This is a genomic window from Acinetobacter sp. 8I-beige (assembly GCF_902505955.1).
In the GTDB taxonomy this organism is placed as follows: Bacteria; Pseudomonadota; Gammaproteobacteria; order Pseudomonadales; family Moraxellaceae; genus Acinetobacter; species Acinetobacter johnsonii.
The window spans coordinates 1,134,420-1,147,842 of record NZ_LR732792.1; the positions used below are offsets into that span (position 1 = coordinate 1,134,420).

Annotated in this window: 8 protein-coding genes; 2 read left to right on the forward strand and 6 right to left on the reverse strand. The window is 42.1% G+C overall.

The window, feature by feature from the left end:
• Nucleotides 1-138: 138 nt before the first annotated feature.
• The gene (locus GVX98_RS15785) at nucleotides 139-606 is read right to left on the reverse strand and encodes an HIT family protein (RefSeq protein WP_159128606.1); all 468 of its coding nucleotides are present in this window, start codon (nucleotides 604-606) and stop codon (nucleotides 139-141) included.
• 63 nt (nucleotides 607-669) lie between these two features.
• A complete protein-coding gene (locus GVX98_RS15790) occupies nucleotides 670-2,415 on the reverse strand; it encodes a GGDEF domain-containing protein (protein ID WP_159128607.1) in 1,746 nt (581 codons plus the stop codon).
• A 1,085-nt stretch (nucleotides 2,416-3,500) separates the two neighbouring features.
• Here GVX98_RS15790 and omp33-36 point away from each other — a divergent pair.
• A complete protein-coding gene (omp33-36, locus tag GVX98_RS15795) occupies nucleotides 3,501-4,388 on the forward strand; it encodes a porin Omp33-36 (RefSeq protein WP_159128608.1) in 888 nt (295 codons plus the stop codon).
• 50 nt (nucleotides 4,389-4,438) lie between these two features.
• Here omp33-36 and GVX98_RS15800 read toward each other — a convergent pair whose 3' ends face one another.
• The 4 genes from GVX98_RS15800 to GVX98_RS15815 all read right to left on the reverse strand — a co-directional run bounded on the left by GVX98_RS15800 (nucleotide 4,439) and on the right by GVX98_RS15815 (nucleotide 9,544).
• Nucleotides 4,439-6,406, reverse strand: a complete 1,968-nt coding sequence (locus GVX98_RS15800) for a choline BCCT transporter BetT (protein ID WP_159128609.1) — start codon at nucleotides 6,404-6,406, stop codon at nucleotides 4,439-4,441.
• Nucleotides 6,407-6,563: 157 nt separating this feature from the next.
• On the reverse strand, nucleotides 6,564-7,253 hold the full coding sequence (locus tag GVX98_RS15805) for an ion channel (RefSeq protein WP_004691682.1): 690 nt from the start codon (nucleotides 7,251-7,253) through the stop codon (nucleotides 6,564-6,566).
• A gap of 243 nt (nucleotides 7,254-7,496) precedes the next feature.
• Nucleotides 7,497-9,212, reverse strand: coding sequence for a cation acetate symporter (locus tag GVX98_RS15810; RefSeq protein WP_159128610.1), 1,716 nt, complete (start codon nucleotides 9,210-9,212; stop codon nucleotides 7,497-7,499).
• Nucleotides 9,212-9,544 (reverse strand): DUF485 domain-containing protein, encoded by a 333-nt coding sequence (locus GVX98_RS15815; protein ID WP_004691685.1) that lies wholly within the window; start codon nucleotides 9,542-9,544, stop codon nucleotides 9,212-9,214. The genes GVX98_RS15810 and GVX98_RS15815 overlap by 1 nt, the downstream gene beginning before the upstream one ends.
• 186 nt (nucleotides 9,545-9,730) lie before the next feature.
• Between GVX98_RS15815 and GVX98_RS15820 the strand changes: the two genes are divergently transcribed.
• Nucleotides 9,731-13,228 (forward strand): PAS domain-containing hybrid sensor histidine kinase/response regulator, encoded by a 3,498-nt coding sequence (locus tag GVX98_RS15820; protein ID WP_159128738.1) that lies wholly within the window; start codon nucleotides 9,731-9,733, stop codon nucleotides 13,226-13,228.
• Nucleotides 13,229-13,423 lie beyond the last annotated feature (195 nt).

Sequence of the window (13,423 nt, forward strand, 5' to 3'; positions counted from 1 at the left end):
CTGAGCATAGTCAAACAAATGGGTTTTGTCACTTTTGCCCAGTAAAAATGAGATAACGCTACACAATAGCAATTACGCCAGCAATCCAGTAGGAAGATGCTCTAAAACGATAGTCATTAATACCAATCGTTCAACTTATTATTCAAAAGCTCGAATCTGCTCAGCAAGCAAAGCCAACTCTCCATCATCCGCTCGCTGAAAATCATGTGATGAAATATAGCCTTCGTACTGCTCAAAATACTTATCAACATTAGAGTTCACAGCTTGCCAGTTTTCATGCACTTGCTTAGTACCATGCATTGGAAATAACTTAGCGTGAACATGATCCACACCAAAACCTTCAAATACCATTGCTGTACGCCCAACGTCTTCAAAAAATCCATCTAACTTTTTCGCAACTTTCTTGGTATATAGCATCAATCCAGTTAAAACTTCATCATCCAAATCAAAAGCATAACTTGTGTAATGTTTTTTGGGGATTACAACAGCTGCACCCAAAGTATTGGGGAATATCGTGAGAAATGCCATAAATTCATCATTACTATCAATAATATGGCAAGGTATTTCATTTCGTGTCATCTGACAAAAAATACAGTCTGTTCCCATTTTCCCCTCATTTATTCTTTTGTACTGTTATTCAATTTACTTATTTATTTTGATCTAGTTCTTTTAAATATAATATGACTCATTCACTTCATCAACTGAATAAGCCACAACCTTATTTTTACCCTGCTCTTTGGCTTGAAACAAAGCACGATCGGCTTTTTCTAACAGTGCCATCCAACTGGTCGCACCAATTGCCACCCCAATACTAATACTAACTTTCAAATCAGGGCAGCGTACATTATCAACTGACTTCGCTTCATAAATCTCAGAACGAATCTTTTCCGCAATTTTTAAAGCGCGCTCCATTCCAACATTTTCAATCAGTACGATAAATTCATCGCCACCGTAACGTACCAACAAGTCAGATGTCCGAATATTTTCTTTTAATTTTTCAGCCACAAATTGAATGACCTGATCCCCCATCAGGTGCCCATACACATCGTTAACCTGTTTAAAATGATCGATGTCGATTACCATTAAACAAGTCTCCGAAAACTGAGTCGGCTGATTTTCCAAAAGTTTAATGTATTCATTCAACGCATAACGGTTTGCAACCCCGGTTAATGAATCCAAATGTGCAATATTCTTGAGTCGAAACTCCAACGCATCTCGCTGCTGAAGTGTCTGTTTTAATTGCTGAATCGCTGTAAATAAAGAATAAACATTGGCGGGTTGGTCTTTGGTATCCATCGGGTTGGGGCGAAGACTGGAATGGGATAAATCAAACAGAATTTCACGCGCTTGAATAAGTGGACTAAACACTCTCTTGCGTGCATAGATCATGGTAAACAGTGCCGCAAAAATTGAAATCAGTGAAATACCCACCGTTGTGAGCAAAATATTTTGTGCTTTATGCTTTTCAATGATGGCTTTTTCAACGCTATATTTAAGTAAATAATTTTGCAATTCCACCACGGTCGAAAATTTATCAACGATTGCTTCAGTTAACTGTGTCCCCGTTAAATAGTATGGTCGATGGTAAATACTTTCATTCATCAAGCGTTCAACAATCAATAGCCCTTTGGCTAAAAACTCGTTATAAACCGCTTGATGCAGCACTTTAAATTCTTCGGTTTTATCACGCTCGGGCTGTAAGGTATCAATGAGTTCCCACAAATACATCACTTGCTTCCGAGTCTGTAAAGAACGCGCTAAATTGGTTTCAGGAATCGGTTGTTTAAAAGCTACATGCGCCATCACATTGGATGCAGCACGACCGGCCTGATCACGTAAGTCCGCTAATAATAAAATTTGGACATAGAAGTTTGAAACAGCGGTGTCTTTGCCTTCAGATACAGCGATTACGTCTTTTAAAATATCATGACTACGATCCCAAGCATTGAACATTTTTAGGATGGCTTGATCCATGGTCTCGGCATTACGTTGCTCACGTGGTAGAGCTGCATAGGCATCTACCTGTTGTCTGCCTTGCGTTAAAGCTTCATCTAAACGGTCAAATAAACTTAAATCTAAATTTGGGAGGTTCGAATGCTTTAAAACCTCTAAGGTCTTTTGCATCTGCTCATCTACCGTGAGCCGATACAGTTTTAACTCAAGCACATGCTGGGCAAAGTCTTGCTGATTACTCGACATGAGCTTGTTGGCTGGCGCACGCTCTCGTGAAATCTTATTGGCCAAGTCTGCAACAGCCTGTAAGGCTTGTATTTCAGTTAAAGCTTGGTTGGTTTTGATGTAATCTCGATAACTTTTGACCATCAACGGAATGGATAAGCTGCACAATGACAAAATAATAATGCTCATTGCAATGTACAACTTTTGACTCAAATACTCAGAGCGTATTTCTCGCATACTTCAACCACGCCCCCATTCCAAAATAAAAGAAAACCAAATTAACTGTTTATTATACGAACAGTATATCGTGTATTTAAGTGATTAATTCTTTGTTTTGCATCATTTTAAGATTTCATCAGCCCCAAATGATCACGGCTAAACTTTCACTCACCTATGAAAGCTAAGTAAATCAATCCTTAATAATATTCATGTTTAGGGTGAATTTCATTCAATATTTTCTAATTTTCCCATTTTTTAAAGTGCCTATATTTACAAATGCAACATTTAGGTGCATAATGCACAGTATTGGGGCGAATTAGAGTATATCCTCAGCAGATATTCTAATTTTCCCACAAGTTTTGGCGGAAAAAACCAACTTCTTTTAGAAGTTGGTTTTTTTTTGCCCGAATAAAAGTTTTTAATGAAAAATATAGATTGATAATTGCACCATTATGATGCATTAAATTCCAATATATTATTCAGAAAAAAAGAAGATCTCGAAAATTTAAATAAAAAAAGCCCAACCTTGGGGAAAGTTGGGCAGATAAACAAAAACTGTTTGAGGAGAATTAGCTTCTCAGAAAACAACAATATTGTTAAATGATTCGCTAAAATTATTATGAAATAAATCTGCTCTATTGTAAAGCCAACCAAAGCACTATGGATTAATATAATTGCATAATTATTGTGAGAATTATCACAAATACAGAGAAGATATGTACATTATACAAGCAAAACCCGAGTTTTTTGCGCTAATTTTAGGCATTTTTTAGACTTAGGACACAAAAACGCCTATATTTGAGGCGCCTTATTTAACTTTTTTACCGTTTATACCAATTACTTCAATCTAATTTATCAATTAAAAATCAAGTTCAGTACAATTCGATATCGCGCATTCTCTGTTTTCTAAATAGGTATACACTATTGTTCTGCTGTAAGTTTTTTTTGGTTGACAAGGATACGATCAATTGAGCAATTTTTAACCTATAACATAGTTAGAGTAATTACTCAATAATGTAATACCATTAGAGTTCATTGACTTAATAAATTGTTACAATAGAATAGCCTTAGTTTAATCCAATGTTAACAATCTGGTAAATATCATGAAAAAACTCGGTTTAGCCACTGCTTTATTATTAGCCATGACCGGTGCTCAAGCATACCAATTCGAAGTACAAGGTCAGTCAGAGTATGTAGATACAACTGAAAACGACAAAAACTTCACTGGTGCTGTACAAGGTACTTACTATTTCAAAAACGTTGATTCATCTAAAGGTCCTTTAGCTGAAGCTGCTTTCTTAAACCAAGCATCAAATGTATCTTTAGCTTACCAATATGGTCAGTATGATGCTCCTGTAGATGAAGGTCGTTCTGACATCGAATCTCATGTTTACGGTGCTAAAGCTGAAGCTTATGTACCAACTAAATTCGTTCCTGCTTATGCAAGCGCGTCTTACAGCCACACTCACACTGATGGCAAAAATTCAGTAACTCGTGATGATAATGGCGACCGTTATGCATTAGAACTTGGTGCTGTAGTAGCTCCTAACTTCTTGGTTGCTGTAGGTTATACTAGCGTTGCTGACCAAACTGCTCTTGATGCGTTCGGTATCATGAACAATGGTGTAGTTAAAACTTTTGGCGAAGCAGCGACTATTGCTGACGACCAAGATGCGATTACTGCACGTACTAAATACGTAGGTAACATCGACGGTACTAACATGGCACTTGGCTTAGAAGCTGGTCTTGTTTATGGTGACGACACTGCTTACCAATTAAAAACTGACCTTTACTTAACACCTGCGTTAAGTGTTGGTGCTTCTTATGCAGAGTCTAGCTTTGACTTAACACCGAACAAAGCTTGGGGTGCGAACGTAAACTACTTCATCACTCCAGCGATTGCTGTAGGTGCGAGCTATGTAAATGCTAATGCTGAAACTAAAGCGCTTGACACTCAATCTGTTGGCGTAAACGCTAAATTCCGCTTCTAATTCAATTTAGAAACTGAATACAAAAAAAGGACGCTTAAAGCGTCCTTTTTTTAGTTTGTGGCTCTGACTAAATTTAAAAAATGTAAATGACGCTCATATTGGTCAATAATATCTTGCAAGAGATCATCTAAAGTCCAATCCATCACATCATAATTCTGTCCACCTTCTCTTAAGAAAACTTCAGCTTGATAAAACTGCTGTTCTTCGAGTCGATCTGCCATAAAACTGGGTGGCTGGGTTTCACGGGCAACCACCTGATAGATGAAGTTAATTTCATTATGGTGATCCACGCGTAACTGCAAGCCATGCTCAATCGGTTGAATGGTCACGTCTAGCTGACGGCGCTGAAATTCCTTTTGTACCGCTGAAAAAGCATGTTGGACTTGCTGACCAATGAATTCTTCGACCTCAGACTGGGTATGCGGATAATGCATAATCAGACCTAGACGCTGTTGCCAACTGCGTGGATTTTGAATCGCACGTGGCGTGATTCGCGCATCTTGTAGTGCACGCATTTTGGTGACATCCAAACGCAGTGCTTTCAGTAAGCCCCAACAGACCAGCAACATAATCAAAGTAAAGGGTAAGGCACTCATAATTGTGGCCGATTGTAAGGCTGAAAGTCCGCCTGCCATCAGTAAGATAATCGACAGTAACGCAATCAGAATGGTCCAAAATAGCCGTTGCCACAAGGGTGAGTTTTCTGTTTCTGCGGTTAAGTAATCAATGACCAATGAGCCTGAGTCGGCTGAAGTCACAAAGAATAGTACCACCAGAACGGTCGCAATCAGGCTCGATATTTGAGAGAAAGGTAAATGGGTCAAAAATTCAAACAGTGCGACGGATGAATCTTGTTGTACCGCTGAGATTAACGAAGTGTGCCCATCTTGAATAATACTGAACAGCGCTGCATTCCCCATGAAGCCCATCCAAATCAGGGTAAAACCTGTAGGAATGAACAACACCCCGACAATAAACTCACGAATGGTTCGACCTTTAGACACTCGGGCAATAAACATTCCAACAAAAGGCGACCACGAAATCCACCAAGCCCAATACATAATGGTCCAACCACCAATCCAACCATTGGGTTGATAGGCATAGAGGTTGAAAGTCATCGTGAACAAATTGGATACGTATTGCCCTGCGTTTTGAATGCTGGTTTGTAAGATATAAATGGAAGAACTGGCAAAAAACACAAATAACAGTAAAACCACTGCCAGTACCAAGTTCAATTCAGACAGCCGTTTAATGCCTTTGTCCAAACCAAAACCGACTGAGAGCGAAGCTAAAAAAGTGACAAAAATGATTAGCCCGACCTGAATGCCAATACTTTGCTGAATGCCAAAAAGATAATTCAGTCCCGAATTAATTTGGGTCACCCCAAAACCAAGTGTGGTAGCAACCCCGAAAATGGTGCCTAAGGTTGCAAAGGTATCAACTGCATCTCCCGTTACACCATAGATTTTTTTGCCCACCAAAGGATATAAAGCGGAGCGAACCTTTAACGGCAAATTATGTCGGAAAGAGAAATAAGCCAGTGACAATCCCACAAGTGCATAAATGGCCCATGCATGTAATCCCCAGTGGAAAAAGGTGATTCGCATCGCTTGTTGTGCGGCATCTACGGTTTGCCCGTCTCCCGTGGGCGGGTTGACATAGTGCATCACCGGTTCAGCGACACCGAAGAACATCAAACCAATCCCCATCCCTGCGGTAAACAGCATAGCAAACCAAGAACCACTGCTATATTCAGGCAGACTATGATCAGGACCGAGTTTGATTTTCCCCATATCGGAGAGCGCAATAAAGATCAGCAAGATCAGAAATAACGCGACAGATAAAACATAAAACCAGCTAAATGAATCAATAATCCATTGATTTAAATGTTTGGTTAAAGCCTCAAAACCACTTGGGTCAAAAAGAATCAAGGCCAGAAAAAGCACTAGAATCAGGACAGTGCTGAGAAATACATTCCGTTTGATGTTTGCAAACAGCGATGGCTTTATGGAAGGCATAATTCCCCCAGAAAATTATTTTTAGTACAAAGATATAACCAAAATGGTTAATTAGACGAGTCTAATAAAGAGTGAAGAATGAATAGCTTAAAATTTAACGATTCTGTTCCATCATAATTTATGTTGAAAAATAAGGCAGTGCGAATCCTGTAACAGTTTAATTTTCTTTATGATCATTGGGCCGATGCTGAATATACTGCAAGGCAATCAAGCGTGAAACGACTAAAGCCAAATACATCACCCCACAAAACATCTGCAACATTGCAATCATACGAGCCAGCGGTGTTAATGGCATTAAATCGGACAAACCTGTCGCCGACTGCAAACTAAAGCTTAAAAAAAGTAAATCGAGCCATGACTGTGCGCCCGCCACATTGGGATTTAAAAAGCTATTGGGTTCTAAAATCTGGCAAATGCTATATAAAAAGGCAAAACCCCATGCAATAAGGGTAAACACTGCCCCTGCAGCAAATAGCTCATCTTTGGTCAAATAACGGTCTGCAAACATATAGCGCAGCAAGCCATAGGCCGCAATAAAATAGGCCATCGCCTCAAAGGCATGGCTAATCACCAACAGCATCGGATCTCGCGCACCGAGCAATATCAGTAAGGAAAAGAACAATGCCCCACCAACAAAGCTCAAGCCGAGAATGGTGAACACGGGAGTTTGACGAATGACCTTGGCAATGAGTAACAGGACCAAAACACCTAAGCCCCAAACCAATACACGTAAGGACAAACTATGGCCGCTCAACAACGCCAAAATCAGCATAATAAATTGCAACAGCAGTAACCATGCTGAAGGCAGTAGACGGAAGCCTTTCCAAAATTCGACAAATACTTGCATATGCAGCCTGTTGTTTTTAACGCCAAGTTTGATTGGTTCTTGTTCTCGCTTTTTTAACTTAGCATGAATAGCCACTGAAACCGATGCTTTTTATTCACGTGAGTCAATTCATTTTGATTACAACTTGAGTACAGACTGTATATCACGATCTTGCATTTCAGCATTCAAAGCCAACAAAATTAGGATATTCAACACCATAAAAAAAGCCCCAATCAATGGGGCTTTTTTTAGTTCAGGTTCAGATTAGTGATCTGAAGCGCCTGAGATACCAATACCTGTTTGTGAACGTACATACTGCGCATCAAATGCTTTACGTTCTGCTTGTGCACGTGCTGAGTTATCAGTCACAGAGAACAACCAGCAGCAGAAGAACGCCAATGGCATTGCAAAGATCGCTGGACCATTGAATGGATTTACTGGCGTTTCAGAGATTGCGAATGTATCTACCCAAACGGCTTTAGACAAGACAATAAGTACTACTGCAGTCGCTAGACCCACTACACCACCAATCACCGCACCACGCGTGGTTAAACCTTTCCAGAACATTGAAAGTACAAGAACTGGGAAGTTTGCACATGCTGCTACAGAGAATGCTAATCCGACCATGAAAGCAACGTTTTGTTTCTCGAACAGAATCCCTAAAATCATTGCAAAAATAGCAAGACCTAAAGTCGCGATTTTAGACATACGAAGTTCAGATTCAGGAGTCGTTTGACCTTTCTTGAATACGTTTGCGTACAAGTCATGCGAGATTGCTGAAGCACCTGACAAGGTCAGACCTGCAACAACAGCAAGAATCGTTGCGAACGCCACTGCTGAAATGAAGCCCATGAACAAGTCACCGCCCAATGCATCAGACAAGTGAACCGCTGCCATGTTGTTACCACCAACAAGCTCTAGCTTGCCAGTTACTGCCATTTTCGCGACATCAAGGAACTGCGGGTTGTTCGATACATAAAGGATCGCACCAAAACCAATGATGAAAGTTAAAAGGTAGAAGTAACCAATGAAACCTGTTGCTACAACCACTGATTTACGTGCTTCTTTAGCATCTTTAACGGTAAAGAAACGCATTAAAATGTGTGGTAAACCCGCTGTACCGAACATTAATGCCAAACCTAAAGAAATGGCATCAATTGGGTTTGCTGCAAGTTTACCTGGTCCCATGATATTGCCCGCTTCTGCTAAAGAAATGTCATGTACTTTAGAGAAAACTTGAATTGACTGCGTGAACATTTCAGAGAAGCTGAAGCCTACGCCTTTCATCACCATGAACGCCATGAATGTCGCGCCAGACAAAAGCATCACAGCTTTAATAATCTGTACCCAAGTCGTTGCCAACATTCCACCGAAGATCACGTAAGCCATCATCAGAAGGCCGACAATCACTACAGCAATGTTGTAGTTCAAACCAAATAAGAGTTTGATCAGCTGACCTGCACCCACCATCTGAGCGATCAGATAGAATGCAACGACAACCAGTGAACTTACTGCTGCAAGCGTACGTACTGGTTTTTCTGCTAAACGGAATGACACTACGTCAGATAAGTTGAACTTACCTAAGTTACGTAGACGTTCAGCCACCAAGAACAATACGATTGGCCAGCCGACCATGAAACCCAATGAATACAGCAAGCCGTCGAAGCCTGAACTGAAAACCATTGCGGAAATACCCAAGAATGATGCTGCGGACATATAGTCACCCGCAATCGCTAAACCATTTTGGAAACCTGAAATCCCGCCACCTGCTGTGTAGAAGTCAGCAGTGTTGGTGGTTTGTTTTGCTGCCCATTTGGTGATGAGCAAAGTAAATCCGACAAAGATACCGAACATGATAATTGCATGCCAGTTTGTCGCTTGTTGTTGAGCCTCACCCAAATCTGGGCCTGCAACTGCTAGGCTCGAAGCCAACAGTGCTGTAGCAGCGACTGCAAGCGCTTTCAATGAATTCCATTTCATTAGTGCTGTCCTTTCTCTTGCGCAATGGCTTCAACTTCACGCATTGCTTCTTCGTTTAATGCGTCGAGTTTGTTATTCGAGATATACGAATACACACCACACAAAACAAAAGACAATACAATAATGCTTAGACCCAATGGCATGCCAATCGTGGTCACCCCACCACTGACTGAAGTCATTAAAAATTCTTTGTTGTAGCCAACCAACAACATGAAACCAACGTATACAACCAACATAATGGTTGTCAGTGTCCAGCTCAGTTTACTTTTACGACTAACCATTTCCTTGAATTTGGGATTTTGTAGAATCTGTTCTACTTGTCTCTCATCCATAACCATACTCCTGTGCGTATCCAACCGTAGATACAATTTTTTAATTCGAATTATTACATTTGCTAAAGTAGCAAGCTTCTGTATTGGTTGTAATTTAGACTTTGGTCTGTAAATTTTAAACAAGCTCAGCAGCCTCTATCCCAGATGCGCTATGATGGCCGAGATGATGGAAAAACTTTAGGTAAAATGAACAGCTGGCTCATTATCGGGGTATTGGCCCTCTATATCGTCTTACTCTTTATCTGCGCTTTTTTTGGTGAGAAACACGCCAGCCGCCTGAGCACGCGTGGGCGCATGCTATTGTTTAGTTTAACTTTAGGGGTCTACTGTTCATCTTGGACCTTTTATGGCGCAACAGGTGCAGCAGTTCGTGAAGGCATTATCTTTCTGCCGATCTACCTTGGCCCACTACTTTTCGTCGCACTGGGCTATGACATTTGGCGTCGTTTAGGCCGCGTCCGTCAGCACCATGCTATTTCATCGATTGCCGATTTTGTCGCTGCACGCTATGGTAAAAGTGGGCCTTTGGCCTCAATGGTGACTATCCTCGCCGTCATTGCGATTATTCCTTACTTAGCCCTGCAGTTACGCGCTATTGCACTTAGTGCTGCGGTGATTTTAGAGCCCACCGCAGGCAGTATCGCCTCAACCACCAACGGTGTACTGTTCCTCACTGGTATCTTGGCTATTTTAGCCATGATTTTCGGGACGAGGCAGATTGCCAATACAGAACAACATGGCGGTCTGATGTTGGCGGTTGCCTTCGAGTCTTTTGTCAAACTGTTTGCTTTGCTGTGTGTCGCGCTCTTTTTCGTGTTTGCTGCACCTGAAAACATTCATCAAATCTCCAAAGATGTCGCGGAGACTTTCCATCAAGTACAACTCATTGGTGTGCCCGATACGTTTTGGATTCAAACCTTGTTGGCTGGACTCGCGATCATTTGCTTACCGCGTCAGTTCCACGTCGCTGTGGTCGAATTGCGTGATGAAAAACATATTCGTGGGGCACGGCGCTGGTTCGCAGTTTATTTAGTTTTAACCATCATTGCCATTATCCCGATTGCCAGTTGGGCGCTGCATGCAACGCCAGGTTACTTAGCGATCCCCGATGTAGCGGTTTTGTCTTTACCCTTAAGTTATGGCCAAGACTGGTTAACCCTATTAGCCTTTTTAGGCGGCTTCTCTGCCTCTACGGGTATGCTGTTGGTGTCTTCAGTGGCGCTGTCGATCATGCTCAGTAATGACTTGATCATGCCTGCCTTATGGCGTACCAATTTACTGTCCCGCCACGATAAACGCTTACCTTTGGTACTTAAATTTACCCGTCGGGTCTGTATTTTAGCCGTCATGTTATTGGGCTTTTTGTTCTTCCATTTTTTTAATGACATTGACCAACTTTCAGTCTTTGGCTTGTTGGCCTTTAGTGCGGTGGCTCAGTTCTCACCTGCCCTCATTGGTGGTCTATACTGGCGTGGCGGCAGTAAACAAGGCGTCTATGCAGGTTTATTGGCTGGTTTTGGCATGTGGGCCTACACCCTGTTGTTACCGACTGTGCTGCGCAGTTTGCCTGCTGAATATTCACACTTTACCGAAAGTTTTCTTAATGTCGGGCCCATGGGCATTAACTGGTTACGTCCTGAAGCCCTGCTCGGTTTTGAATCCTTTGCCGCACTCACTCATGGGGTAGTATGGGCACTCGGTTTGAATATTATTTTATACATTTGGATTTCCCGCGTTTTCCGCCCCAGCGTGGCCGAACAAATTCAAGCAGAAAGCTTTTTCTATTATGAAACTAAGCCACTGCCGACACAGAGCACGTCTACAGACATCAACTACATTCATCACGATGTTGCACGTTTAAAAGTTGGTGATTTAATCACCTTAGCCAAACGGATTACTGGTGATGGCGCAACTATGCGCGCTTTCCAACAGTTCTGTGCCCAGAACAATGTAGTGCTGAATGAAAACAGCAATGCCAACGGCATGTGGTGGCGTTTTACCGAACAATATTTGGCAGGCACTATTGGTGCTGCATCGGCGCGTACCCTGCTCACCACCGCAATGGTCAACAATGGCCTCGCTTTGGGGCAAGTGGCAAACATTCTAGACCAAGCCTCACAGTGGCAACGTTTTAATCAAAACCTGATCATGACCATGATTGACCACATGACCCAAGGGGTGAGTGTGGTCGATGAAAATATGTGTTTGGTGGCATGGAATAACCAATATTTAAAACTGTTTGATTATCCAAAAGACATTGTCTATGTCGGTTGTCCGATTTCGGATTTGATTCGGTATAACGCAGAGCGCGGCGAATGTGGCCCGGGTTCGGTCGAAGAACATGTACGGAAACGGATGCACTGGATGCAAGTCGGTAGTGCGCACGAGTTTGAACGCATTCGTAAAGATGGTCGTGTCATTCAAATGCGTGGCAATCCAATTGAAGGCGGCGGCTTTGTCACCACCTTCGCCGACATTACCGCCTTCCGTGAAAATGAAGCCATGCTGGAGGCGCGTGTCCAAGACCGAACTCAACAGTTAGCAGATGCATTGACTGAACAACAACTGGCACGTGAACAAGCCGATAAAGCCAATATGTCGAAAAGCCGCTTTATTGCCGCGGCCAGTCATGACTTATTGCAACCGATGCATGCTGCGCGTCTGTTCAGTACAGCTTTAGAACAAAGCGTACAAAGTGAAGAAGACCGTAAAACCTTACAACAGCTTGATCGTGCCTTACACGGTGCAGAAAGTATGTTGTCTGCCCTGTTGGATATTGCCCGTCTTGAAGGTGGCACCATTCAACCCAACCGTCAGGCTTATCCGCTGCATGATTTACTCAGTGACCTCGAATTGCAGTTTAAATCCATTGCAGCACAGCGCGGTATTCGTTTCAGCGTACATGATGCTCAGTTCTGGATAGATACCGACCCACAATGGATTCGCCGTATTATTCAGAACTTTGTCAGTAATGCCCTACGCTACACTGCCAAAGGCAAAGTGGTGGTGGGCGTACTCCGCTCCACGGACAAACCACGCCATATTCGAATTGGAGTGTGGGATACAGGACCCGGGATTGCAGAAGAACAACGAATCAAACTATTCCAAGAGTTTGAGCGCTGTGGCCATACCTCACCGTGGGGTGAGCAAGGGCTTGGCTTAGGCTTAGCCATCGTACAACGGATGACCAGCCTGCTCGACTACCCAGTGCATGTCTATTCAGAGTATGGCAAAGGGTCATGCTTTATGATTGAAGTACCAATCATTGACCCACCAAAAGTCGTGGCAGCGCCTGTACAAGCGGTTCCACTCAAAACCAAAGCCTATAAAATTTTGTGCTTGGACAATGACGAAACCATTTTAGAAGGGATGTCGACTTTACTGACCAAATGGGGCTATCAAGTGTTTAAGGCAACTGAACCTGAACAGGCTTTTGAGATGATTCAACAAGAAAATATTCAGGTTTGGTTGGTCGATCAACACTTAAACCATGACAAAATTGGTTTGGACTTTATTTTAGCCAATCGTCAAGAAAATGTCCCCGTCGCTTTGATTACCGCAGACTCAGATCCTGAACTGCCACAACGGGTCAAAGATATGAATATCGTGCTGTTGAAAAAGCCGTTAAAACCTGCTTCTTTACGGGCATGGTTATCGGGTTTAAAAATTTCAAATCCTGAATAAATTCACTACATTCGCTCACAAAACCCAAGTTACCTGACTTGGGTTTTGTCTTTTTTGGGCTCTGTATACATGGCAAACTGACTAAAGTTTTAAGGATTTCGACCAAAGTGCTCATTTTCAGCCCTTTGAAGCCCAACAATATTGGCTAAAAATTACACATCTATTTTTACTATGGCAAAATACACCAGTTACATT